We start from the raw sequence: 25,854 nt of genomic DNA, 5'->3' as shown, positions 1-25,854 counted from the left end.
CAATGTTTTATAGGGGATTTTAAATAATAATTCAACTTTACAGAATCATTTAAGTAAATTAAAATGATTTGCTCACATTTAATTATCTAACTGGTAAATTAATGTTAATAATTCTTGATTTGCTTCACTTACTTCTATACCAATCATTGACTTAAAATAAACATCATAAGCTATTACCCAATCTTCTTCATTAAAAAGTGAAAATATATCAAGTGGATATAGTTTTATTGAATGATTATTCAACACATACTGAGCTTCATTTTGTATATTCAAAGCTCCATTTTCTAATCTATCGAGAACTTTGGGAATAACAGTAGTTTTCATATCTGTGTGTTCTAAACCTTTTAATGTTGCAGGTATGATGTTGGCTTCATAACCATACTTTTCAATTTTTATTTCACTATCATAATTTGAAAAACGTAAATACTCAAGCATGAGACTTTTCAAATTATAAGATTCTATTTGACTAGATAATAAAAAAGCAACCGTCTTTCTAAACTCATAATGTCCGTTATCAATGAGTTTAATCATTAACTTAGTTTGACGATTTAAATCTAAGCTAGTAAATTCTGATAATAATTGACTAGAAAGTTTCTTGTCTTCATCTAATTTAAATTGTGCATATTCTTTTAATGGAAAGAGTGCCATTCTAGTTTTATGTTCTTTCACTTCATTAATGATTTGATTAATGACTTCAATTGCTTCATAATTCTGATTTAAACCTATTAATGCTTTAATATAGAAAATGATCAGTTCGTCGTAATGAGGTATACCTTTTTTTAAGAAAATAATTGCTTCTTCTCTTAATTCTAAATATAACCCTAATTCATTTAACATGTCACATTTAATCAAAGATAATTGATTATCTAACTCGAATGAAGCTTCATATATATCAAACAATTGATACATTTCTTTATATTTATTTTGTTGTTGTGCATTTAAAATATTATGATATAATTTTTGCTTTGATTGAGGAAAAGGGATAATATCAGACATATTGAGCCCCCTTTATTTTAAATCTTTTAAAATTAACGCACTCCATGATTCAAAACGATTTAAATCATTTATTTCATCTTGTGATACCCAATTAATTTTTAAAGTGTCTGTTTCTCTAACTTCTACATCACTAGATTTCACCTTAATTTTAAAAACAACGCCTATATGAACTTTACCTACTGCATTAGTATCATCATTAATAAAACCAATATATTCCATATTTTGAGATCTATCGTCAGATAATCCTACTTCTTCATTAAGTTCTCTTTGTGCATTCACTCTTAAAACTTCATTAATTGAATCAGCGCCAACAACATTATTCATATGTCCACCAACACCCACTGAAGACTGTCCGTGTAAGCGTTCTTCTCCGCCACCACTTAAACGTTGATATACTAAGATTTCATCATTTTCATTTTCTAAAAGACAATATGAAATAAGTTGTTTATAAGATGGATCTTCTTCCATATCTCCACGTCTTTTTACTTCATAATTTTTAAACGTATTAAATATTTCTTCACCTTGAACATCGTTTTTCGATAAGAATCCATTAAATGCATTTTTTTCATTATCAAATAATAATTCTCTTGACACGACGATGATTTGTTCATCAAATTTAGACATAGTTAACTCCTTGAAATTAATATTCTTTTTTAATAGTTTAACAAACCAATGATTTAAATCTCAATGATATTTAACTGGTTCTTTTATTTATCATATTTCTATTAAAGCATATTTGATGAATAAAAAAATAAAAAAGCCAATAAGGTTTTATAGTTACCTTAATGGCTTTTAAATATTAATTATTTTAAAGCATCTTTAGCTTTTGATACTAATTCACTGAAAGCTTTATCGTCTGAAATAGCAATTTCAGAAAGCATTTTACGGTTAATATTAATGTCAGCTTTTTTCAAGCCGTTCATTAAACGAGAATAGCTGATGTCATGTTGACGTGCAGCTGCATTAATACGTGTAATCCATAATTTACGGAAATCACGTTTACGTTGACGACGGTCACGAAATGCATATTGACCTGATTTCATAACTTGTTGTTTTGCTACTTTATATAATGTATGTTTTGAACCGAAGTAACCTTTAGCTAATTTAATCGTTTTTTTACGACGTGCTCTTGTTACTGTTCCACCTTTAACTCGTGGCATGTTAAATTCCTCCTTAAATATATCGCTTTATCATCGTTCGAAAGTAATATTAATTATTTTTTGTAAGCTAATAATTGTTTTACGCGTTTCATATCGCTTTTAGATACTAGTTTAGCTTTACGTAATTTACGTTTTTGTTTAGTATTTTTATTTGCAAATAAGTGAGATGTGAAAGCTCTAGAACGTTTTAATTGACCTGAACCAGTTCTTTTAACACGTTTAGCTGCTCCACGGTGAGTTTTCATTTTTGGCATGATTCATTTCCTCCTAATAAAAGTAAATTATTTTTCATTTACAGGCGCTAGCATAATAAACATTTGGCGCCCTTCCATTTTAGGTTTTTGTTCAACAGTGGCAATATCTTTACATTCGTCTGCAAATTTTTCTAAAACACGTTGACCAATTTCTTTGTGTGTAATTGCCCGACCTCTAAAACGAATAGAAACTTTACATTTGTCACCTTTAGTTAAGAACTTACGTCCATTTTTCAACTTAGTTTGGAAATCGTGTTCCTCAATAGTTGGACTTAAACGAATTTCTTTAACATTGATAACTTTTTGTTTTTTCTTCATTTCTTTTTCTTTTTTCTGTTGTTCGAATTTATATTTACCATAATCCATAATTCTTGCAACAGGTGGTTTAGCATTTGGTGCAACAACTACTAAATCTAATGCAACTCTTTCAGCCATCTCAAGAGCTTCTCTTTTAGATTTAACACCAATTTGGTCACCATTTTGTCCAATTAAACGTAATTCTTTTGCGCGAATTTTTTCGTTAACTTGCGTTTGATCTTTTGCTATGGTTGACACCTCCCAAAATTTTACGAAATTTTCCCAAGCAAAAAGAGCGGACAATACTTGCCCGCTCTTCACTCATACACAATAATTGTGTGACATGATTAACCTGCCAACAGCTTTTTGCGTCGCTACAGGTGAGAAACGGGTGTTTCTACTTGGTTCGTTTCGTAATCAACGATATTAATCATATCAATTTTTATTAAGCATGTCAAATGTTTTTTTAAATTAGTGATGTTTTACTTCATTCATTGAGACATCTTGACTTAAATCAACTTCTTCAAGAGGTATTTTTTTAGTTTTATATCTTAATTTATGATAAATAAAGAATACTAAAAATACTGGAATACCCATATACGTAATAATAAATCGATTAAGATCAAAGTGACCTGTTTTAATGAAATCCACATCTTGTCCAACAATCACAATCACACATAATATACCTGCAAATATTGGACCGAATGGGAACCATTTCGCTTTATATTTCAATTCTGATTTGTGATGATGTTGAACATTAAATGCTCGTCTAAAGCGATAGTGACTTACGGCAATACCTACCCAAGCAATAAAACCTGTCATACCACTAGCAGCCACAATATATTCATAAGCATTTCCGCTTAACTTTTGTACTAAGAAAATAACGACTACAAGTACGCCAGTAGCAATCAATGATAAATATGGCACGCCGTGTTTATTCGTTTTACCAAACGAAGCGAAAGCTAATTTATCTTTACTCATTGAATATAACATACGTGTTGATGCGTACATCCCTGAATTACCAGCTGATAATACTGAAGTTAAAATAACTGCATTCATAAATGAAGCAGCGAATGCTAAGCCTGCATTTTTAAAGACAAGTGTAAATGGAGATGTTGCAACATCGTTATCTCCACCCATTAGAGCATTACTATTATAAGGAATTAACATACCAATAACAAAGATGGCTAAAATGTAAAATAATAATATTCTCCAGAAAACTTGTTTAATTGCTTTTGGTACAGCACGTTCTGGATTCTCAGATTCTCCAGCAGTAATACCTATTAATTCAGTACCTTGGAATGAGAACCCAGCAACTAAGAATACACCTAGGATTGAAAGTAAACTACCGCCAAGATTTCCACCTAGGATTGGCCCATCACCTTTAGTAAATGTCTCAAATCCTACAAAATGTCCACCCATAATTCCTAATATAGTTAAAATACCGATAATTATAAAAATAATTACTGTAATCACTTTTATAAGTGCAAACCAATATTCACTTTCACCATATACTCTTACAGATAAAGAATTTAATGCGAAAATAATAACTATAAAGATACAACTCCATACCCATGCTGGAATCCCCGCCATAGGTGTCCAATACTGAATGACTTGCGCTGCAATAGTTACATCTGCCGCTACAGTAATTACCCAGTTAAACCAATAGTTCCAACCTAATGCGAATCCTAATGATGGATCTACAAATCGTGTTGCATAGGTACTAAATGAACCTGAAACAGGTAAATACGTAGCCATTTCTCCTAAAGAAGTCATTAAAAAGAAGACCATAGCTCCAATAATTGCATATGCAATAAGCGCACCTAATGCACCAGCATCGTGAATAGCACCACCTGATGTCATAAATAGACCTGTACCAATACAGCCTCCCATTGCAATCATAGAGATATGACGATCTTTTAACCCTCTCTTCATACCGCTATCTTGATTTTCAACTTTACTCATATAAGCTCCCTTTCTTAATGTAGAGGTTAGCTAAGTATTTATTTGTTATGTGAAGATAATTAACATACTTAATTTTTATAAATGATATGTAAATCAAATTACAAATTAAAAAATAGGTACATACCGTTAAGATATGCACCCATTACTTAATCTATATCGGTAGCACATCACAAACTGTGACAGTACAGTTTCTATTCGATAACTGTCCCAACAAATCATAAGTATGGTTATCATTTGTTTCGGCATCTTTACCTTTCATACTTTCAACATACGTTCCATATCAACTTCTGAAGTATTACTTTTTAAAGATGCAACCTCTAACTCATTTTTATTTAACTACTTTGTAATATACATTAAGGATATTATTTTATCAAGACTATCTACGTTTTTTTAGACGAATTTCATCTACTAAGTTCCAGATAAATTCATCTCTTTCTATTGTTTCTTGATCTTGTGAGCCATACTTACGAACATTCACTTCGTTGTTTTCAACTTCTTTATCTCCTACTACAATTTGATAAGGAATTTTTTGCATTTGTGCCTCTCGAATTTTATAGCCCATTTTTTCGTTACGATCATCAATCTCTACACGAACGCCTTGAGATTTTAATTCGTCTTGTAAATTTCTTGCATAGTCATAATGTAAATCTACATTTACAGGGATAATCTCAACTTGTTTTGGAGCTAACCATGTTGGGAAAGCACCTTTAGTTTCTTCAGTTAAGAAAGCTACAAAACGTTCCATAGTTGAAACTACGCCACGATGAATAACAACAGGACGGTGATTTTCACCATCACTACCAATATAAGATAGATCAAATCGTTCAGGTAGTAAGAAATCAATTTGTGCAGTTGAAAGTGTTTCTTCTTTACCCATTGCAGTTTTAACTTGAACATCTAATTTAGGACCATAGAATGCTGCTTCTCCAATGGCTTCAACATATGGTAATCCCATTTCATCTACTGCTTCTTTAAGCATAGATTCAGCTTTATTCCACATGTCATCATCGTCCATATATTTTTCTTTATCTTCAGGGTCTCTGTAACTTAATCTGAAAGTGTAATCTTCAAAACCAAAGTCTTCATAAACATCTTGTATCATATGAACAACGCGTTTGAATTCATCTTTAATTTGGTCAGGACGTACAAAGATATGAGAATCATTTAAAGTCATACCCCTTACACGTTGTAAGCCTGATACTGCACCACTTGCTTCATATCTATGCATAGTACCTAATTCAGCAATACGAATTGGTAATTCACGATAAGAATGTGGTTTATTATTATAAACCATCATATGGTGTGGACAGTTCATTGGACGTAATACCATTTCTTCAGTTTCATCTAATTTCATTGGTGGGAACATATCATCTCTATAGTGATCCCAATGACCTGAAGTTTTATAAAGTTCAACATTAGCTAGAACTGGAGTATATACATGATCATATCCCATGCTTACTTCCTTATCTACAATATAACGTTCAATTTCACGGCGAATTGTTGCGCCATTTGGTAACCATAGTGGAAGACCAGCACCAACAAGTTGATTATTTGTAAATAACTCCAAATCTTTACCAATACGACGATGATCACGTTCACGACGTTCTTCTAACATTTCTAAATGTGCTTTTAAATCTTTTTTATCAAAGAAAGCAGTACCATATATACGTTGTAACATTTTATTGTCACTATCTCCACGCCAATATGCACCTGCCGTAGAAAGCAGTTTAAATTCTTTAATTTTTGAAGTTGATGGTACATGAACACCACGGCATAAATCTGTAAATTCACCTTGAGTGTATAATGTTACATTCTCATCTTCAGGAATTGCATCAATTAATTCTAATTTATATGGATCATCTTTAAAGAACTCTTTTGCTTCCTCACGAGAAACCACTTTACGTTCAATTTTATAATTTTCGTTAACAATTTGTTTCATTGTTTTTTCGATTTTTTCAAAGTCATCTGATGATACTTTTTCATCCATATCAAAGTCGTAGTAAAAACCACCGTCAATCACTGGACCAACGCCGAATTTAACATCTCCATAAATTCGTTTTAATGCTTGAGCCATTAAATGGGCAGTTGAATGACGTAATACCTCTAGAGCTTCATCAGTACCAGGTGTAACAATTTCAATTGCCCCATCTTCTTCAAGTGGACGAGTTAAATCAACAAGTTGATTATTAAATTTTCCTGCCACTGCTTTTTTTCGAAGTCCAGGACTAATTGATTGTGCAATGTCTTCTGTAGTAGTTCCTTTGTCAAATGATTTTGAATTGCCATCTGGAAACTTAATATTAATTTGTTCCATATCGAATCCCTCCATAAATTTTATTCTATGATCGCTGAAGAAAATAAAAAAACTCCTCCCTATAAAAGGGACGAGTTTGTCGCGGTACCACCCTAGTTATCTAGATGTATTCTAGATATCTCTTCATAAGATAACGGTCTTGAGCCGGATACTGATTACCAGCATCTAAATATGAAGGAGTAATAATTTAATATATCAACCAAATTCTCATCAATGATTGGCTTGCTGTATGATAGAGATTAAATTATCATATCTTCATTTATTTCAACGATTTAGATTTATCTTTATTATACATCACACATTATAAATTTCAATTATTTCGTAAATTTTTTCCATCTAAATAAAATTCGTTTGCTAAACTTTTGATACGTTCGATAATTCGAGCAGCTTTCGTTATTTCTGCCCCTTTACTTGAAATAGATAAATGATGTTCTAATTCTTCCAAATTTAGATTTGAACTAAAGAATGTTGGTAATTCATGAACCATACGATAATGTAATAAGGGACCTATCACCTCATCCCTTACCCAAGTTGTGACATCCTCAGCTCCGATATCATCTAACATTAATATATTTGCTTCTCGTATACGCTCTAACTTTTCATTATAGCTTCCATCTTTAAAACCACTTTTTAGTATACGAATGTATTCAGGTAAGTATACTATTGTAGATGGCACATGTTTTGACTTAAGCTGGTTTGCGATAGCTCCTAAAATAAAAGATTTGCCTGTTCCAAAAGGGCCATGTATATAAAGCCCCTTAACGCGTTCACCGTTAACTAATTTTTTACAAATATTGTTAACTTCCATAGCTATTTCAAGTCGACTTCTATCATTGGTATAGATATCTTTAACTTTTGCATTCAACGTATCTCGTTGCATGTGATGAGCAGTAATGAGTTGTGAACTTAAGCGTTCTTCATCATATTTAATTTTGCAAGGACATAATCGATAACGAACTTTAATACGCTCATTTTCTATATATAATTCTGGGATATGACCTTTAACAAAGTTTGGACAGTGTGCATAATCGTGACCATCATAGTGTTTTTGTTGATCTTTATATTCTTGAAGTACATTTAAATCTTTATCAATCATTTCATTAGTAAGTTCTGATTGGTGTTGATTTAAAAATTGTTTAACATCAGAATCATTAATGACTTGATTTTTTATTTTAGCAATTCTTTTGTTTAAATTATCTTGATTTTTTATAAGTTTACTAAATGGTTTCATCTAATCCTCCCAATCTTGTTCTAATTGAGCACGAAACGCTTCTCTATCTTTTTCAAATTGCGCATCATTATTGTTTGGTTTTTCATCTTGTTGATTTTTATTTTTTAACCATTTTGGTGTTTTTTCTATTGATGCAACTTCATGTTGTTTATACTGATGTTTTGCTTTTTTAGTTATACTATCATTGAGTTGTTGATTAGTTTTCAGCGCATAATCATATGCTTGTTGTGCGGTTTTAATACCTAACTTTTTCCAATTTGAAGCAATTTCAAATATATAGGATTTAGGAAGCTTCATTTCATTCTTAAGCATTACAAATTGTAATAAAATATTAATTACACCAAATGATAGTTTTTCACGCTCTATTAACTCTTCTACCATTCTTTTTTGTTGTAAAGTTGGTTCTGATTCTGACCAAGACGCTAACATATCGATAGGACTTGTGTCTTCTAATAACTTAAACCAACTATCACTTTCCTTTATATCATCAGCAGTCTCATTTGGACTCTGTGATTGTTCTAAATGATTAGAAGGATGAGCTTTAGTTTGTAACTTAGGAAGCTGTTGTTGATGCTCAATTAAGTAATGAGACCTTGCTTGTTTTCTCATCTCTTCAAATGATAACGTTTGATTTTGTGTGATAGAGTTAAGAATGATTCGTTTCATAGAAGTAGGCGTTAACCCATATAAAGTAGCCAATTGTAAAATTAATTGTTTTGCCTCTTTAGTGATAATTTCTCCACTTATAAAATGATGTTGTAACATATCTCTCAACATATCAAAGTCAAATGATTCATTATCTAAATCTATAGTAGCTGAATAATTTTCCTTTTGAATTGTTGAAGCATCAATAGATATATTTTTATGTGGAACCTTGAATACATCAGTAAATTTTCGCGTTACTTGTTGAAATTCTTTTAAATCTGGTTCATCTTTTTCAAAATACGCTTTTAAATCTTTATATCTTCGATTATCAACTTCATTGTATAAGTATATAGATAACATTGGATCATTAAAAAATTGGTATGCTGTTGGAGGTTGAATCAATTCATATATAAACAAAGACTGATTACTATCATGTTTTACAAATGTTTTAATTAACCCAATACCTTCAAGTAAATCCATATATTCACGGAATTCTAATAAATTTATTTTAAGCTCATTCATGATAGTGTAATGTGTGAGAATAGTATCTTCAACTTCATCGATAAATTGGTTCATGAAATGATATACACCAATAGCTTTAAAGCCAATTAACGGTATGTACAATCGATTTAATATCTCTAATTGTTGATGATTAAAGAAAAAATGTCGATATACTTTAAATCCATCGTGTGGACTTAAACCATACTCATAAGATTTAAAACTCATTTATGAATCACTCCGTTTGTTATCATCCAAAATACCTTGCATCGATGCTAATAATTGATCCACATCTTTAAACTCTTTATATACTGACGCAAATCGTACATAAGAGACTTGATCTACATGCATGAGCAAATTCATTACATGTTCACCTATATCTCTAGATGAAATTTCTGTATGACCTTTATCGCGTAATTGCCATTCTACTTTATTAGTAATGTCTTCCAATTGCTGATATCTAACGGGTCTTTTTTCACAAGATCTTACAAGACCATTTAATATTTTTTCTCTTAAAAATTGTTCACGTGTGCCATCTTTTTTGACCACAATAAGTGGACTCACTTCAATATGTTCAAATGTTGTAAATCTTGTCCCACAATTCTCACATTCACGTCTTCTACGTATTGCGTTAGCTTCATCAGCATGTCTTGAATCTACCACACGTGAATGTGTGGCGCTACATTTTGGGCATTTCATATCTGTCACCCTCTTGAATAGATTATGCTCCATTATACTATAAAAACGATTTATGACAAAAGAACTCATATGTATTGATAATAAATTGATACAACTTAGCTGTCTAAACTTATAATAGAATATAAAAAGGAAAGTGAAAAAAGAATTCAATATAAATTCTTTTTTCACTTTCCTATATATGACTCATTAAAAAAGAATATTTAATGTTTTTATAATTTTTTATCAATGACATTATATTAGGATATCAACTCTAAAGTTAACAATCTTTTATTTATTGAAGGCTTAAACTGCAGTCACAGTAGACTTTTCTACTAGTTGTTCACCAATCATTTCAGCTACTTCTACTACTCTATTAGAATAACCCCATTCATTATCATACCAAGCAATCACTTTTACCTTATGGTCATCCATTACAATTGTATTCTCAGCATCGATGATAGCTGAATGTGGATTTGTATTGAAATCGACAGATACTAAAGGTGCATTTTCTACTTCTAAAACACCTTCTAAATCTGCATGACGAAATGCATTATTAATTTCGTCAACAGTTACTGGTTTTTCTAAATCTACAACTAAATCAACTAAAGAAACATTTTTTGTAGGTACACGTAAAGCTAACCCATGAAGTTTACCTTCTAGTTCTGGTAAAACTTCTTTTAATGCTTTTGCTGCTCCAGTAGAAGTTGGAATAATACTTTCATTACATGAACGTGCTCTACGTAAATCTTTATGGGGATTATCAATATTTTTTTGATCATTAGTAATTGCATGAACAGTAGTCATTAATCCATTTACAATACCAAATTGATCATTTAAAACTTTAGCAACTGGTCCTATACAATTTGTCGTACATGAAGCATTACTGAAAATGTCATACTTTTCAACATCTAATTTGTCATCATTTACCCCTTTAACAATCATTTGGACTTCTCCACCTTTAGATGGGCCAGTTAGTAATACTTTTTTAGCTCCAGCATGAATATGTCCAACTGCTTTATCACCATGATTAAATTTTCCAGTTGCTTCAATTACGATATCTATATTTAAATCCTTCCATGGTAAATTTTCAGGATTTCTATCTGACACTAACTTAATGTCATGATTATCAACACGTATACCATTATCAATTGGTTCTACTTTTTTATCATAACGTCCATGCGTTGTATCATAGTTAATTAGATGTGCAATTGTTTCAGGTGGATAGCTTGCATTAATCGCAACCACATTAACATTTTCATTATGTAATGCAATTCTTAAAACCATTCTTCCTATTCTACCCATTCCATTAATTGCAATATTTGTTGACATTTAAAGCACCCCTTGTTTTATATGTTATACTTTATAAAATTAGTATAACATAATAAATTTCTATTGAAAGCGTTTACCTAAAATAATGTCATGTTTTTTACATTTTAAGTTTATATAACTCATATATTTTATTGTATTAATAAAAAGAGTTTAAGACTTAAAATAAAGCCCTAAACTCTTTTTTTCATAGTATTAATGAATGTATCCTTTTTCAATCAATAGTTGTTTAAGAAGTGTTTCTAATTCAGGTTTACTTCCTAAATTATCTATAACATAATCAGCCATTCTGCTTTTTTTATCAATTGATATTTGACTATGAACTCTCGCTTTTGCTTGATCCAAGTCTAAATTGTTACGTTTCATTAAACGTTCAATTTGTACACTTTCAGATGTGTAGACGAGCCAAACTTCATCCACAGTATCTTGTAAATCATTCTCAAACAGAAGCGGAATATCCATAATCACATTATATCCCTGTTGTAAATACTGTTGCTTTTCTTGTTCCATAATCGTTCTTACAATAGGATGAATAATTTTATTAAGTTCTAATCGTTTTTCTGGATGATTAAATACTAACTCTCCAATGTATTGTCGATTCATTTCCCCATCACTTGTGATTGCTTCGTCACCAAACGTTTCTTTTATTTGTTCTAAAGCAGTTGATCCTTTCTCTACTGCTTTTCTTGAAGCTATATCTGCATCGATAATTTTGAATCCATATTCTGATAATAATTTAGAAACTGTTGATTTTCCGGTAGCTATTCCACCTGTTAATCCAATTACTTTAGGCATTTGTATCACCGCTCACTTTATTTATTTCTGACAATATGGGCAAAAATGACTGTTTCTAGATGCTATAACTTTTTGTTCAATATCATGACCACATACTTTACATGTCTTTTGTTTGTATACATTTAAATGTAATTGCATTTTTCCAGTTCTTCCGTCCGCATGACGATAATCTGAAATGCTTGTTCCACCATTATCAATACCCTCTTTTAAAACTTCTTGTACATAATAAAAGAGCATTTGTCTTTCTTGATGAGATGTATCTTTTACTTTTCTAGCAGGATGGATACCTGCTCTAAACAACGCTTCACAAGCATAGATATTTCCACATCCTGCTATGATTTTATGATCCAGTAACATCTGTTTAATAGGTTTATTGGCTACTTTTTTTTGAGATAAATAGTGATTAAAATGTTGTAACGCTTCTTCGTCAAAAGGCTCAGGCGCTATTTCTAAAAATGAAGGATAATCTTCAAATGAATTTAGATTTCTAATCTCACCAAATCGACGTATATCTGAAAACACTAATTTTTTCCCATTATTTAAATGGAAAATCACGTGCCAATGTTTACGGTAGTTGGGGATTGCTATCTCAGATAGGTGATTAACAATGAAAAATCCACCAGCCATACCTAAATGACTAAGTAACACACGTTTACGATTATGTTTTTCAATATGAAAAACAATATATTTACTTCTTCGTTCGACTTTAATTATCTTATAGCCTTCGCAATTCAAACGAAAACCATCTAAATTCATTCCTTTGATAATCGTTTCTTTATTCTGACTTTTACCTTCAATTACTTTTTTAGAAAATGAAATACTTTTAATTGTAGTATTTACAATAAAAGGTTCTATTCCCCTTTTAACGTGTTCAACTTCTGGTAATTCTGGCATTATTCATTCCTCTTTCTATTTCGCATCATACCAAGTAGGACCATAATTAGAGTCTACTTTTAATGGAACATCTAGATCTAATGCATGCTCCATTATATCTTCAACAAATAAACTAAATTCTTCAACTTCAGACTTAGGCACTTCAAATATTAACTCATCGTGTACTTGTAAAAGTAATTTAGCTTTGTAAGAAGTATGTTGAATTTGCTTATCAAATTCAACCATAGCAAGTTTAATAATATCAGCTGCACTTCCTTGAATTGGAGTGTTCATTGCTGTGCGTTCCGCAAAACCTCTTAAATTAAAATTACGACTAGTAATGTCAGGAATATAACGTCTACGATGCAATAATGTTTCAACGTAGCCATTTGCTTTAGCATCCTTTACAATGTCACTCATATATTGCTTAACTCCAGGGAAACTTGCTAAATAATCATCAATAAATAATTTTGCCTCTTTACGTGTTATATTTAAGCTTTGACTTAAGCCATAATCACTAATACCATAAACAATTCCAAAATTTACAGCTTTGGCTTGTCTACGCATTAAATCAGTGACTTCCTCCGCTTCAACACCAAATACTTTTCGTGCTGTAGCAGTATGAATATCCTGTCCATGAATGAATGCTTCTTTTAAGCTGTCATCTTGTGTAATATGCGCTAAGACACGTAATTCAATTTGAGAATAATCTGCAGATAAAATAACACTGTCTTCAGATGAAGGTTTAAATGCCTTACGTATTTTACGCCCTTCTTCAAGTCGAATAGGTATATTTTGTAAATTAGGATCAACTGAAGATAATCGTCCAGTTTGTGCTAATGTTTGATTAAAACGAGTGTGTATACGCTTATCATTACTAATAACTTTTTGTAAACCTTCCACATAAGTAGATTGTAATTTAGCTAATTGACGATATTCTAAAATATCATTAATAATAGGATGTTCATTCTGTAACTGTTCTAGAACATCGACTGCTGTAGAATAACCTGTTTTTGTTTTTTTAATAACAGGTAGTTTTAATGTTTCAAATAAAACAACACCGAGTTGTTTAGGTGAATTAATGTTAAATTCTTCACCTGCTGCATCATGAATGCGCTGAACTAACAATTCTAACTTTTCTTGTAATTCTTGTTGCATGCGTTGTAAATCATTTACATCTGTATAAATACCAATTTCTTCCATTTTACTTAAAATACGTGCTAGCGGAAGTTCTAAATCTTTTAGTAAATTCATTTGTTGATGTGATTCTAGTTCTTTTTCCATTAACGGTTTAACAGCATCAATAGATTTAGTAATAGATGCAATATGCGTATTTAAAATTTCAGCATTAGGAACTTGTCGCTTTTTACCTTTCCCATAAATAGAGACATCTTCTTTAACATAAGTTTGATGATAATTTGTTACAACCGAATAAACATCATCAATCGTTCGTGATGGATCAATAATGTAGCTTGCTAACATCGCATCAAAAACGATATTTTGAATCTTAATATTTAGTCTGTGTGCTATAACAAAAGTTTTCTTTGCATCATAAACTACCTTTTTAGAATTTTCATTTTCCAACCATTTAATAAGTTCTGGATAATCTTTAATATTATCTGCATCAACTACGATATAACGCTCTTTATCGTAAAATCCAAACTTTAAAATATTATCTTTTAAATAATTAGAACCATCTATTTCAAAATGAATCACCGCTTCATCAAGGTGATTAAAATCAACATATTCAAATGTAGGCAAAATATCAAAAGAAATTTGTTTTTGTTCTTGCCCAAACTCAGATGTTTCATTATCTATATCTGCTAATAATTGTTTAAATTCTAATTTCTTGAAAAGTTCAATTTTTTCATGATTATCTTTGATATCACTTAATTTAGTATCATCTAAAGTTACTTCTATTGGACTATGACGATTAATTGTAGCAAGATCTTTACTCATTAATGCATCTTCATGACTGAGTTCGAGCTTTTCTTTTAATTTTTTACCAGATACTTTATCAATATTCTTATAGACACCTTCTACAGAATCAAATTGATTTAGAAGTTTAATTGCTGTTTTTTCTCCTACTCCAGCTACACCAGGTATATTGTCTGAACTATCTCCCATTAAACCTTTCATATCAATGATTTGCATTGGTTTTAAACCATTATATTTTTCTGCTATAAATTCTGGAGTATAGTGATCAACGTCTGTGACCCCTTTTTTAGTATAATAGATGGTCACATTGTGAGTTGCTAACTGTGTTAAGTCTCTATCTCCAGTTACAATAATAGTTTCAAAATCATTTTGATCTGCTTCTTTACTTAGCGTACCAATAATGTCATCTGCTTCGTAGTTTTCTAATTCATAATGTTTAATATGATATGCATCTAACAATTGTCTAATATAAGGAAATTGTTCGCTTAATTCGGGTGGTGTTTTTTGACGTCCACCTTTGTATTCACTATATTTAGAATGTCTAAAAGTAGTCTTACCTGCGTCAAAGGCTACTAAGAAATGTGTAGGTTGTTCTTCTCTGATAATTTTTTCGAGTAATTTGGCGAACCCAAGAATCGCATTTGTATGAATACCTGCTTTATTAGATAAAAGTGGCAGTGCGTAAAAAGCTCTAAAACTTAAACTATTGCCATCTATCAATACTAATTTATTCAAATTTTAAACCTCCAGAATGAGTTTAATTATATTTTAGCATAAACCTTTGGTCATAACGACTGAACGATATTTTACGAATTTCGAAAAATAAAGTCCTACAGGTTTAGATCCCTTTAAAATTCTAAAAACATAAAAAAGTATTTTAAAGTTGGATGACCTAAATTGTAGGACAAAATAGTTATTCGATTTTATCTATAAATGAGACTCTAAATAGCGACCCTTTATTCAGTTCACTTTCGACCATAATTGTACCGTGAAGTGCTTCTACAATATGTTTTGTAATCGATAATCCTAAACCTGTTCCACCAGAGTCACGACTTCTTGCTTTATCTACTCTATAAAATCTCTCAAAAATATGCTTTTGATCTTTTTTGTCTATCCCAATACCATAATCTTGGATTTCTAAATTAACCTTTATATCTTCTCTGTAAACTCTAACAATAACTTTATTATTTTCGTATGAATAGTTAATGGCATTTGAAAGTAAATTTGTGATAACTTGAGACAACTTTCCTTCATGCGTTTCAATAATAACATCATTTTCTATTTCAGATTTAATAGCGATGTTTTTATACTTAGCTTGAGTTTGTAAATTATGGATTGTATTATGTGCTAAATCTGAAAGATTGACATAAGCAGTCTCAATCTCAGTTTGTTGTTCAATATGAGATAAATCTAATAAATCCATGACAAGTGATTCTATACGATTTGATTCTTTTAAAATAATATTTAAAAACATATCAAGAGATTGTTCATCATTCTTGGCACCTTCAATTAAGGTTTCTGCAAATCCTTTAATTGAAGTAATTGGAGTTTTTAGTTCATGTGAAACATTTGCAACAAACTCACGTCTCAAATTCTCTAATTTTTTTAGATTAGTGATATCATGTAATACTACAACCATACCTTGAAGTTTCTTTTTTGATTTACTTAAGATGGGGATACAAGAAACATCAAAATATTTTTGATGAACATCATTAATGTATAACTCAATTTGTTCATACAACGGTTTTTCAGTTTTAAAGCTTTCAATAATAAGATGTTGAATTTCTTTATCTAAATGTACAGTATAATCTTTATTTTCGACTTTACTATCTGGTTTGAATACCTCGTAATAAGCATGGTTTGCAATAACAATTTCACCTTGCTTATCTATCATTAATACCGAACTAGGAATATTTTCTAATGTTGTTTTAAGACGATTAGATTGCATTTTTTGTTTATTATTTAATTTTTGCAATCGTCTTGCTAAATCATTGGTAGTGACAAATAATGCTTTTGTTTCTTTTACATTACTTTCAGGTACTCTAACATGATAATATCCATCTGCAATTAAAGATGTCGCATAAGTCACTTCGTTGATTGGTCGTATGTAAGTGCGATTAATGCTTCTTACAGCTAAATAAATAGCAATTAACACAATGATTCCAATTAATGATAAGTACTTCCACATATTTTTTTGTAAGTCTAAAGTTTCAGTATTAATACCACTTATGTATATTGTTTGATTATTTACAGTATTTTTGAATGTATAATCCACCTTATCCTTATTTTTATGATATATAATATTCGAAGGATTAGCTGCATTATCAATATTATGATTAATTTGATGTTGATTGCCAGTTTGATATAACACTTGTCCATTTTCAGAAATTTCAACAACTAAATTTTGATTTTGTGCTATACGCTGAATGTCTGCTTGTTTATTTCGATTATTTAAATTTACGATATTTTCTGACAGATGATTTAATTCTCTAGTTTGAGTATCTGATAATATTTGATAGATTGTATGATGAAGAATTGCACCTAAGCCTATAAAACTAATGATTGTTATTGTACATAGTAGAAGCAATAATCTATGATGAAATTTAATCATTAAGCCTTAGGTCTTTCTAATTTATAACCTAATCCACGAACTGTTTTTATCAACTTAGGTTGTTTAGGATTTTCTTCTAATTTATCTCTTAAATGACTAATATGAACATCTACAATTCTTGAATCTCCTGCAAACTCATAATTCCACACTGAATTTAACATATGTTCTCTAGTAATTACGCGTCCTTGACGTTCAATAAGATAAAGTAGTAACTCAAATTCTTTAGGAGTAAGTTCGAGCAAGGTATCATCTCTATAGACTTCAAAGAATTCGGGACGAATTCTAATATTATCAATTACAATATCTTCATCATCCACATCATCTTTTACTACTTCATTAGCAATTTGAGAGCGTCTTAAAATAGCTTTTACTCTTGCTACAACTTCTCTTGGAGAGAAAGGTTTAGTCATGTAATCATCAGCACCTAGTTCTAAGCCTAAAACACGATCAAACTCATCATCTTTAGCTGTTAACATTAAAATAGGTACAAGATTTTTATCAGAGCGAATCGTTTTACATACTTCTATTCCATCTTTTTTAGGTAACATGACATCTAATACAATCAGTTCAGGTTTAGCCTCTTTAACTTTTTTTAGTGCTTCTTCACCATCATACGCTACATCTACAATATAGCCTGCTGTTTCTAAGTTATATTTTAGTAACGTTACTATTGATTGCTCGTCATCAACCACTAATACTTTTTGTGACATGATTTGCCTCCCTAAATAGAATTAACAATTTCAAATTTATTATAACTGAAATTTAAATAAAAATAACATACAACATATTGAATTTACATAAACTTAACATTTACTTATTATTTTCTATTTGTTAAGAATATTTTTTGTTAATCTTGCTTTGATATTTATTAATAATGAACAAAAACAGTCTAAGACATCAAAATCCATCTTAGACTGTTTTATCAAAATAAATATTATTTTTATTTTAAGTTTTTAATAAGTTCATCAGCAAATTCTGAAGTTGATACTTCAGTAGCTCCGTCCATTAAGCGAGCAAAATCATATGTCACAATTTTAGAAGCAATTGTAGCTTCGATAGCATCAGTAATTTTATCAGCCGCTTCTTGCCATCCTAAATGTTCTAACATTAATACAGAACTTAATAATTCAGATGATGGATTCACTTTATTTAAGTTAGCATACTTCGGTGCTGTACCATGAGTTGCTTCAAAAATAGCATGCCCTGTCTCATAGTTAATATTAGCACCAGGAGCAATACCGATTCCACCTACTTGTGCAGCAAGTGCATCTGAGATATAGTCGCCATTTAAATTCATCGTAGCTACTACATCATGTTCTGCTGGACGTGTTAAAATTTGTTGTAAGAAAATATCTGCTATTGAATCTTTAATAATAATTTTACCGTCTTTTTCAGCTTTTTGTTGTGCTTCATTTGCAACATCTTTACCATCTTTTTCAGCAATTTCATCATATTGTTGCCAAGTGAATACTTTATCAGAAAATTCGTTATGAGCTAAATCATAACCCCATTGTTTAAATGATCCTTCTGTAAACTTCATAATATTACCTTTGTGAACTAATGTTACTGATTTACGGTTATTATCAATTGCATATTGAATAGCAGATCTTACTAAACGTTCAGTCCCTTCTTTAGAAACTGGTTTAATACCAATACCAGAAGTTTCGGGAAAACGAATATTTGTAGCACCCATTTCATTTTGTAAAAAGTCAATAACTTTTTTAACTTCTTCTGTTCCTTCTTTAAATTCAATTCCAGCATAAATATCCTCAGTATTTTCACGGAAGATAACCATATCAACATCTTGAGGACGTTTAACCGGTGAAGGTACACCTTTAAACCAACGTACTGGACGAAGGCAAGTAAACAAATCTAGTTCTTGTCTTAATGCTACATTTAAAGAACGAATGCCTCCACCAATTGGTGTAGTTAATGGCCCTTTAATTGCGATTAAGTATTCTTTGATGGTTTCTAAAGTTTCTTGTGGTAACCATTCACCAGTTTCATCGTACGCTTTTTGACCAGCTAATACCTCTTTCCACTCAATACGCTTTTCACCGTTATATGCTTTTTCAACCGCCGCATCAACAACACGACTAGCTGCTTTCCAAATATCAGGACCGATACCATCCCCAATAATAAATGGAATAATTGGTTCATTAGGTACATTTAATAATTCATCATTTGCTCTAGTAATCTTTTCAGCTGCCATTATAAAAGCCTCCATAAATTAAATTTTGAAATATTTTATCTTTCTTCAACGGGTACATATTTACGATTTGTTTCTCCAACATATTTTGCACGCGGACGAATAATTCGATTATCACGATATTGTTCTAAAATATGCGCGGTCCATCCTGCAGTACGACTCACTGCAAAGATAGGTGTAAAAATATCGTGTGGAATTTCCATGCTATGATAAACAGTTGCGCTAAAGAAGTCTACATTTGGAATTAAGCCTTTTTCCTCGTGCATACGTTTCTCAATTGCAAGAGAAATTTCATATAATTCGTTATGTCCGGTTTCAGAAGTTATTTTTCGACTCATTTCTTTTAAGTACTTAGCACGTGGATCTCCCTCTTTATATACACGATGACCGAATCCCATAATCTTTTCTTTGTTAGCAAGTTTCTTATCTAAATAATTATCTACTTCATCAAGTGATTTAACTTCTGATAACATTTTCATTACTTGTTCATTTGCTCCACCATGTAAAGGCCCTTTTAATGAACCAATTGCTGCTACAATACCTGAATACATATCAGATAAAGATGATACTGCACATCTTGCTGTAAATGCTGAAGCATTGAGTTCATGATCGGCATGTAATATTAAAGCTTTATTAAAAGCTTCAACTTCAGTATCAGATGGCAATTTCCCTTTTAACATATACAAGAAGTTTGCTGCATAGCTTAAATCAGAATTGGGTTTAACAGGTTCCTTTCCTTTTCGTACGCGTGAAAACGCTGTAACTAATGATGCAATCTTTGCTTGTATACGAATAGCTCGATCTTTTCGACTTTCATCTGTTTCCTCTTCAGCATCTGGATCAAAGTGTGCAATATAAGAAACAGAGGTACGTAATGCAGTCATTGGATGGACATCATCTGTAGCATATTCTTCAAAATGCTTATATACCCTTGGATTTAATGTCATATATTTTTTAAGTTTTTCTTTCAATTCTTCAAGTTCTTCTTGTGTGGGTAATCTATAATTCCATAATAAGAACAAGATTTCTTCAAATTGAGCATTTTCAGCTAAATCATCAATATCATATCCTGAATAAGTTAATTGACTGTCAATAATTGAACTAATTTTAGTTTCTGCTGCAATAACCCCTTCTAAACCTTTTTGTAATTCTGCCATAAGTAATTCCCCTTTTCTTTTACATAATGTAATGGCTTTCATAAACAGTATATCTAAAATTATAAGTTTTGTGAATAATTATATATGTGGGTTAAATTTTCATTAGTAAATTATTTATATATGAATTTTAATTATAATGATTATAAAAATTGTTATAAAGCTATTTATGAGTATTAAGACAAGGTTGACTTATGTGAAAATAATAAATATTTTAATTGTTTATCAACAATGATTATCTTTTATTAAGTCAATGTTAATAAAATTTTTAGAAAAAATTTAGAAAAATAATTGTCGAATTTAATATATAAGTGCATAATTAATATTAATTAAATGTAAGGGAGTTGTCTTATGGCAGAAGAAAAATTACAAAGAGGATTAAGTAATCGTCATGTACAGTTGATTGCTCTTGGTGGCGCTATCGGAACTGGATTATTCTTAGGTGCAGGTCAAACTATAGCTATGACTGGACCTTCTATTCTATTAACCTATATCATTATTGGATTTATGCTATTTATGTTTATGAGAGGCCTTGGAGAAATCATCATTCAAAACACTCGTTTTAAATCATTTGCTGATGTAACAAACGAGTATATTGGACCTTTTGCGGGATTCGTTACTGGATGGACATATTGGTTATGCTGGATTATAACGGGAATGGCAGAAGTAACTGCAGTTGCCAAATATGTTAGTTTCTGGTTTCCAACTATACCAAACTGGATTACTGCTCTGTTTTGCGTATTAATATTAATGGTTTTTAACTTATTAAGTGCAAAATTATTTGGAGAATTAGAATTCTGGTTTGCAATTATTAAAATTATAACTATTATAGCTTTAATCGTCATTGGTGCAATAATGATTTTATTCGCTTATAAAACTCAATTTGGACATGCAAGTTTAACTAATCTTTATAAACATGGTATTTTTACCAATGGAATCTCTGGTTTCTTTATGTCATTCCAAATGGCTTTATTCTCATTTGTTGGTATTGAAATGATTGGGGTAACGGCTGGTGAAACTAAAGATCCAGAAAAAACAATACCTAAAGCTATAGATGCAGTACCAATTAGAATTTTAATTTTCTATGTAGGTGCTTTAGCAGTCATTATGTCTATTATTCCTTGGGATAAAGTGGATCCAAATGAGAGCCCATTTGTTAGATTGTTCTCATTAATTGGTATTCCGTTTGCAGCTGGATTAATTAACTTTGTAGTTTTAACTGCTGCTGCTTCATCTTGTAATAGTGGTATCTTCTCAAATAGTCGTATGTTATTTGGATTATCTGAACAAAAACAAGCGCCTTCTATATTTAAAAGTACTAACAAACAAGGTGTACCACATATCGCAATTATTGTATCATCTGCGTTATTATTGGTGACAGCATTATTAAACTATATTTTCCCAAATGCAACGCTAGTATTTACATATGTTACAACAATTTCAACAGTATTATTTATTATCGTCTGGGCTTTAATTATTTGGGCTTATATTAATTATCATAGAAAAAATCCTGAATTACATAAAAATGCAAAATTCAAACTTCCTGGTGGAAAATATATGGCCTATATTATTTTAGCGTTCTTCTTATTTGTGTTTTGTTTACTATTTGTAAATGCAACAACAAGAAACGCTATTTTCCTAACACCTATTTGGTTTATTATTTTAGGTATTATGTATTTAAGATATAAAAAAGTAGCAAAACAATATTAAAATATCAATATAAAAAATGACTGGAACAATTAATAATGTCCAGTCATTTTTATGTTAATGCACTTGATGTCTGAATAGAAATACTCTTGTAACAAGCTTTTTTAGACATTACTATCCCCAACATAGAGATTTTCTTAATGAAAATCTACGTTCAACGTAAGGGAGGGATGACGAATACGGCTCTATCCCACTTTTTTCTAGTGTGTTTAAATAATATAAAAAAGAGCGAGAATTTTATCCACTAACGTGGTGATTCTCACTCTTCTACTTTTCTATTTAAAAATACTTATACAGTTGTTTAATTAAAGGACATTTGCATACCCTTCAAAAATTCTACCTTGATTTGCATCAACAGTAACTAATAAGTCATTTTTCAATTCTTTAGTTGCATTTTCAACACCAATAATAGTTGGAATACCTTGTTCAAGCCCAACGATTGCACTTGGTGATGTTATACCGTTTTCTTCAGTAATTAAACCTGCAGCTTTTTCAACATATGGAACATAGCTTTCGTCTACTGAATTAGTCACAATAATTGATTCACTTAGGTCTTTTCCTTCTAAATCACTAGCAGTTTTAGAAATCACTGTTTTACCAGTTGTTGATCCACGACCAACACCTTGACCTTTAGCAATTTCATCACCTACTAAGTGTAATTTCATCATATTAGTCGTACCTTTTTCACCAGTTGGAACGCCAGCAGTAATGATAATTAAATCACCATTACCAACTTTTTCAGTCGCAACAGCTGTTGCGACTGCATTATTTAATAAATCATCTGTTGTTTTACGTCCTTTTTTAACAACTGGATATGCACCCCATACTAGTGCTAATTGTCTTGCAGTATGTTCACTAGGTGTTACTGCAATAATATCTGAATGTGGACGATATTTAGAAATTGTAATCGCTGTTGAACCACTTTCAGTTGCAGCTACGATTGCTTTAACATTTAAGTTTAGAGCAGTATGTGCTACTGACACACCAATCGCATTTACTAATGATGTTTCTACTAATTTAGTACGATCAGATAATAATTTTTTGTAATCTTGAGCAGCTTCAGCTGAAATTGCAATATTTCTCATTGTTTTAACTGCTTCTTCAGGATATTGTCCTGCAGCTGTTTCACCAGATAACATAACTGCATCTGTACCATCATAGATTGCATTAGCAACGTCACTTGCTTCAGCTCTTGTTGCACGTGGATTACGTTGCATTGAATCAAGCATTTGAGTCGCAGTAATAACAGGTTTTCCTAATTTATTACATTTTCTAATTAAATCTTTTTGAACGATTGGCACAGATTCAGGTGGAATTTCAACACCCATGTCACCACGAGCAACCATTAAACCATCAGATACTTCTAAAATTTCTTCGATATTGTCAATACCTTCTTGGTTTTCAATTTTAGGGAAGATAGTAACATTATCATTATTTTCTTGTTCTAAAATTTCGCGAATATCTAATACATCACTAGGACGACGTACAAAGCTTGCTGCAATGTAATCAATATCTTCTTTAATACCAAATTTAATATCTGCAGCATCTTTATCAGTGATACCAGGTAAGTTTACTTTAACACCAGGTAAGTTTACACCTTTTTTGTTTTTTAATTCACCAGTGTTTAAGATATCACATTTAACTTCGCCTTTGTCTTTATCAATATCTTTAACTTGTAATTCTACCAACCCATCATCCAATAAAATGTATGATCCAATTTGAACATCATTAATTAAATCTTCATATGTGACTGAGAATTTTTCAGGCGTACCTTCAACTTGAGACATACTCACAATAACTTCTTTACCTTTTTCAAGTACAATTAAGCCATCTTTCATATCATGTGTACGAATTTCAGGTCCTTTAGTATCTAATAAAATACCAATAGTTTTACCTAATTTTTTAGATACTTTACGAATTGAATCAATACGTGCTTTATGTTCTTCATGACTACCATGAGAGAAATTTAAACGCGCAACGTTCATTCCAGCATTCATTAATTTTTCTAACATTTCTTCTGACTCTGAAGCAGGTCCTATAGTACATACAATTTTAGTCTTTCTCATTATAAAAGCCTCCTAAATTAAATAGATAATTCTTTTGCTAAGTCATAAATACGAGTGTTGAATTTATGGCTTTCATTATTGAAAATTTCATCAAATGGTGTTGTTGTAAGTTGGTTATTTTGTATACCTACACCAAGTCCTGTTTGACCTTGCATTAACAATTCTACAGCATAACCGCCTAATCTTGAAGCAAGCACTCGATCAACACCAGATGGACTACCACCACGTTGGATGTGACCAAGAACAGATACACGTGCATCAACATTGATATATTTAGTTAATTGTTCTGCACATTCATGGCCGCTCATACAACCTTCTGCTACCATAACGATAGAATGTTTTTTTCCACGTTTAAGACCACTTTCAATTTTTTCAGCAACATCTTTAATATCTGTATGCTCTTCTGGAACTAAGATAGTTTCAGCACCTACTGACAATCCAGCCCACAGCGCTAAATCACCACAATCACGTCCCATTACTTCTATAACAAAAGTTCTCGCATGACTTGAAGCAGTATCTCTGATTTTATCGACACAGTCAATAATCGTATTTAATGCTGTATCGAAACCAATAGTGAAATCAGTACCATTAATATCATTATCAATTGTTCCAGGGATACCAATTGTTTTTATATCGGTTGTTTCTTCGCTAATACGTTGAGCACCTCTATAACTGCCATCTCCACCAACTACTACAAGTCCTTCAATACCATGCTTGTGTAAGTTCTCAATACCTTTTTGTCTTACACTCGCATCTTTAAACTGAGGACATCTAGCAGAATATAGAAAAGTTCCTCCTCGTTGAATCGTATCTCCAACACTTCCTAATTCAAGTTTATGGATATTATCATCAAGTAAACCTTGATAACCCTGATAAATACCAAAAACTTCAATATTATTATAAATTGCTTTTCGTACGACTGCTCTAACAGCAGCATTCATGCCTGGTGAATCTCCACCACTTGTTAATACCGCAATTCTCTTCATAGCGACATACCCTTTCCTAACTATAATAATCTTCATGTATAAATTACCATAATTTTATTATCTATTCCATTAATATTGATAGATTATATATATGTAAACGTTTTAAATTTTTAATTTAATTTATATAAAAAAATGACTAGAAATTTAATTA

General features: G+C 31.0%; 21 protein-coding genes, 1 riboswitch and 1 other annotated feature. Of the genes, 1 reads left to right on the top strand and 20 read right to left on the bottom strand.

The genetic code is table 11. The annotated features are described in order from the left end of the window. Positions 1 to 78: 78 nt before the first annotated feature. The 18 genes from HMPREF3046_RS00635 to HMPREF3046_RS00550 form a co-directional block, all read right to left on the bottom strand. Positions 79 to 996 (bottom strand): hypothetical protein, encoded by a 918-nt coding sequence (locus HMPREF3046_RS00635; RefSeq protein ID WP_070715590.1) that lies wholly within the window; start codon positions 994 to 996, stop codon positions 79 to 81. A gap of 12 nt (positions 997 to 1,008) precedes the next feature. Continuing rightward, a complete protein-coding gene (locus HMPREF3046_RS00630) occupies positions 1,009 to 1,620 on the bottom strand; it encodes an NUDIX domain-containing protein (RefSeq protein WP_070715586.1) in 612 nt (203 codons plus the stop codon). 179 nt (positions 1,621 to 1,799) lie between these two features. Next, positions 1,800 to 2,156, bottom strand: a complete 357-nt coding sequence (gene rplT / locus HMPREF3046_RS00625) for a 50S ribosomal protein L20 (protein WP_070715584.1) — start codon at positions 2,154 to 2,156, stop codon at positions 1,800 to 1,802. A 53-nt stretch (positions 2,157 to 2,209) separates the two neighbouring features. Continuing rightward, a complete protein-coding gene (gene rpmI, locus HMPREF3046_RS00620) occupies positions 2,210 to 2,410 on the bottom strand; it encodes a 50S ribosomal protein L35 (protein WP_002448990.1) in 201 nt (66 codons plus the stop codon). A 27-nt stretch (positions 2,411 to 2,437) separates the two neighbouring features. Next, a complete protein-coding gene (gene infC / locus HMPREF3046_RS00615) occupies positions 2,438 to 2,965 on the bottom strand; it encodes a translation initiation factor IF-3 (RefSeq protein ID WP_070715760.1) in 528 nt (175 codons plus the stop codon). A 23-nt stretch (positions 2,966 to 2,988) separates the two neighbouring features. After that, positions 2,989 to 3,116 (bottom strand) — a sequence feature (ribosomal protein L20 leader region). 62 nt (positions 3,117 to 3,178) lie between these two features. Then, complete coding sequence (locus tag HMPREF3046_RS00610) at positions 3,179 to 4,672, bottom strand: amino acid permease (RefSeq protein ID WP_070715582.1); 1,494 nt, start codon at positions 4,670 to 4,672, stop codon at positions 3,179 to 3,181. A 152-nt stretch (positions 4,673 to 4,824) separates the two neighbouring features. After that, a riboswitch (Lysine riboswitch) is annotated at positions 4,825 to 5,000 on the bottom strand. Positions 5,001 to 5,048: 48 nt separating this feature from the next. Next, positions 5,049 to 6,986, bottom strand: coding sequence for a threonine--tRNA ligase (thrS, locus tag HMPREF3046_RS00605; protein ID WP_070715580.1), 1,938 nt, complete (start codon positions 6,984 to 6,986; stop codon positions 5,049 to 5,051). Between the two features lie 310 nt (positions 6,987 to 7,296). Further along, positions 7,297 to 8,217, bottom strand: a complete 921-nt coding sequence (gene dnaI, locus HMPREF3046_RS00600; protein ID WP_070715578.1) for a primosomal protein DnaI — start codon at positions 8,215 to 8,217, stop codon at positions 7,297 to 7,299. Then, complete coding sequence (locus HMPREF3046_RS00595; RefSeq protein WP_070715576.1) at positions 8,218 to 9,588, bottom strand: replication initiation and membrane attachment family protein; 1,371 nt, start codon at positions 9,586 to 9,588, stop codon at positions 8,218 to 8,220. Beyond that, entirely contained in the window at positions 9,589 to 10,059 is a 471-nt protein-coding gene (gene nrdR / locus HMPREF3046_RS00590; RefSeq protein ID WP_017176137.1) for a transcriptional regulator NrdR, read from the bottom strand. 282 nt (positions 10,060 to 10,341) lie between these two features. Further along, positions 10,342 to 11,367 carry a type I glyceraldehyde-3-phosphate dehydrogenase gene (gap, locus tag HMPREF3046_RS00585; protein ID WP_070715574.1) on the bottom strand — a complete coding sequence of 342 codons (1,026 nt, stop codon included), beginning with the start codon at positions 11,365 to 11,367 and terminating at the stop codon, positions 10,342 to 10,344. Positions 11,368 to 11,559: 192 nt separating this feature from the next. Next, positions 11,560 to 12,159, bottom strand: a complete 600-nt coding sequence (coaE, locus tag HMPREF3046_RS00580; protein WP_070715572.1) for a dephospho-CoA kinase — start codon at positions 12,157 to 12,159, stop codon at positions 11,560 to 11,562. Between the two features lie 21 nt (positions 12,160 to 12,180). After that, a complete protein-coding gene (gene mutM, locus HMPREF3046_RS00575) occupies positions 12,181 to 13,053 on the bottom strand; it encodes a bifunctional DNA-formamidopyrimidine glycosylase/DNA-(apurinic or apyrimidinic site) lyase (RefSeq protein WP_070715568.1) in 873 nt (290 codons plus the stop codon). A gap of 15 nt (positions 13,054 to 13,068) precedes the next feature. Then, positions 13,069 to 15,705, bottom strand: coding sequence for a DNA polymerase I (polA, locus tag HMPREF3046_RS00570; protein WP_070715566.1), 2,637 nt, complete (start codon positions 15,703 to 15,705; stop codon positions 13,069 to 13,071). Positions 15,706 to 15,883: 178 nt separating this feature from the next. Further along, complete coding sequence (gene pnpS, locus HMPREF3046_RS00565) at positions 15,884 to 17,581, bottom strand: two-component system histidine kinase PnpS (protein WP_070715565.1); 1,698 nt, start codon at positions 17,579 to 17,581, stop codon at positions 15,884 to 15,886. Then, entirely contained in the window at positions 17,581 to 18,291 is a 711-nt protein-coding gene (locus HMPREF3046_RS00560) for a response regulator transcription factor (protein WP_070715562.1), read from the bottom strand. The genes pnpS and HMPREF3046_RS00560 overlap by 1 nt, the downstream gene beginning before the upstream one ends. A gap of 230 nt (positions 18,292 to 18,521) precedes the next feature. Continuing rightward, on the bottom strand, positions 18,522 to 19,793 hold the full coding sequence (gene icd / locus HMPREF3046_RS00555; RefSeq protein WP_070715558.1) for an NADP-dependent isocitrate dehydrogenase: 1,272 nt from the start codon (positions 19,791 to 19,793) through the stop codon (positions 18,522 to 18,524). Positions 19,794 to 19,828: 35 nt separating this feature from the next. Beyond that, positions 19,829 to 20,947 (bottom strand): citrate synthase, encoded by a 1,119-nt coding sequence (locus HMPREF3046_RS00550; RefSeq protein WP_070715556.1) that lies wholly within the window; start codon positions 20,945 to 20,947, stop codon positions 19,829 to 19,831. A gap of 348 nt (positions 20,948 to 21,295) precedes the next feature. On the opposite strand from HMPREF3046_RS00550, the gene HMPREF3046_RS00545 reads away from it, so the two are divergent. Then, positions 21,296 to 22,654, top strand: a complete 1,359-nt coding sequence (locus tag HMPREF3046_RS00545) for an amino acid permease (protein ID WP_070715555.1) — start codon at positions 21,296 to 21,298, stop codon at positions 22,652 to 22,654. A gap of 302 nt (positions 22,655 to 22,956) precedes the next feature. On the opposite strand, the gene pyk is transcribed toward HMPREF3046_RS00545, so the two are convergent. Both pyk and pfkA read right to left on the bottom strand, forming a co-directional pair. Continuing rightward, positions 22,957 to 24,717 (bottom strand): pyruvate kinase, encoded by a 1,761-nt coding sequence (pyk, locus tag HMPREF3046_RS00540; RefSeq protein ID WP_070715552.1) that lies wholly within the window; start codon positions 24,715 to 24,717, stop codon positions 22,957 to 22,959. Positions 24,718 to 24,734: 17 nt separating this feature from the next. Next, the gene (gene pfkA, locus HMPREF3046_RS00535) at positions 24,735 to 25,703 is read right to left on the bottom strand and encodes a 6-phosphofructokinase (RefSeq protein ID WP_070715549.1); all 969 of its coding nucleotides are present in this window, start codon (positions 25,701 to 25,703) and stop codon (positions 24,735 to 24,737) included. Between the last annotated feature and the right edge of the window lie 151 nt (positions 25,704 to 25,854).

Origin of the sequence: Staphylococcus sp. HMSC070D05, from assembly GCF_001815595.1 — a bacterium.
Lineage (GTDB): Bacteria > Bacillota > Bacilli > Staphylococcales > Staphylococcaceae > Staphylococcus > Staphylococcus hominis.
This window is presented reverse-complemented; position numbering and strand designations above follow the sequence as displayed.

What these genes read in the sequence shown, in the direction of transcription:
- HMPREF3046_RS00635 (WP_070715590.1), bottom strand. Translation starts at nt 996, where the DNA reads ATGTCTGATATTATCCCTTTTCCTCAATCAAAGCAAAAATTATATCAT.
- HMPREF3046_RS00630 (WP_070715586.1), bottom strand. Translation starts at nt 1,620, where the DNA reads ATGTCTAAATTTGATGAACAAATCATCGTCGTGTCAAGAGAATTATTA.
- rplT (WP_070715584.1), bottom strand. Translation starts at nt 2,156, where the DNA reads ATGCCACGAGTTAAAGGTGGAACAGTAACAAGAGCACGTCGTAAAAAA.
- rpmI (WP_002448990.1), bottom strand. Translation starts at nt 2,410, where the DNA reads ATGCCAAAAATGAAAACTCACCGTGGAGCAGCTAAACGTGTTAAAAGA.
- HMPREF3046_RS00610 (WP_070715582.1), bottom strand. Translation starts at nt 4,672, where the DNA reads ATGAGTAAAGTTGAAAATCAAGATAGCGGTATGAAGAGAGGGTTAAAA.
- thrS (WP_070715580.1), bottom strand. Translation starts at nt 6,986, where the DNA reads ATGGAACAAATTAATATTAAGTTTCCAGATGGCAATTCAAAATCATTT.
- dnaI (WP_070715578.1), bottom strand. Translation starts at nt 8,217, where the DNA reads ATGAAACCATTTAGTAAACTTATAAAAAATCAAGATAATTTAAACAAA.
- HMPREF3046_RS00595 (WP_070715576.1), bottom strand. Translation starts at nt 9,588, where the DNA reads ATGAGTTTTAAATCTTATGAGTATGGTTTAAGTCCACACGATGGATTT.
- nrdR (WP_017176137.1), bottom strand. Translation starts at nt 10,059, where the DNA reads ATGAAATGCCCAAAATGTAGCGCCACACATTCACGTGTGGTAGATTCA.
- gap (WP_070715574.1), bottom strand. Translation starts at nt 11,367, where the DNA reads ATGTCAACAAATATTGCAATTAATGGAATGGGTAGAATAGGAAGAATG.
- coaE (WP_070715572.1), bottom strand. Translation starts at nt 12,159, where the DNA reads ATGCCTAAAGTAATTGGATTAACAGGTGGAATAGCTACCGGAAAATCA.
- mutM (WP_070715568.1), bottom strand. Translation starts at nt 13,053, where the DNA reads ATGCCAGAATTACCAGAAGTTGAACACGTTAAAAGGGGAATAGAACCT.
- pnpS (WP_070715565.1), bottom strand. Translation starts at nt 17,581, where the DNA reads ATGATTAAATTTCATCATAGATTATTGCTTCTACTATGTACAATAACA.
- HMPREF3046_RS00560 (WP_070715562.1), bottom strand. Translation starts at nt 18,291, where the DNA reads ATGTCACAAAAAGTATTAGTGGTTGATGACGAGCAATCAATAGTAACG.
- icd (WP_070715558.1), bottom strand. Translation starts at nt 19,793, where the DNA reads ATGGCAGCTGAAAAGATTACTAGAGCAAATGATGAATTATTAAATGTA.
- HMPREF3046_RS00550 (WP_070715556.1), bottom strand. Translation starts at nt 20,947, where the DNA reads ATGGCAGAATTACAAAAAGGTTTAGAAGGGGTTATTGCAGCAGAAACT.
- HMPREF3046_RS00545 (WP_070715555.1), top strand. Translation starts at nt 21,296, where the DNA reads ATGGCAGAAGAAAAATTACAAAGAGGATTAAGTAATCGTCATGTACAG.
- pyk (WP_070715552.1), bottom strand. Translation starts at nt 24,717, where the DNA reads ATGAGAAAGACTAAAATTGTATGTACTATAGGACCTGCTTCAGAGTCA.
- pfkA (WP_070715549.1), bottom strand. Translation starts at nt 25,703, where the DNA reads ATGAAGAGAATTGCGGTATTAACAAGTGGTGGAGATTCACCAGGCATG.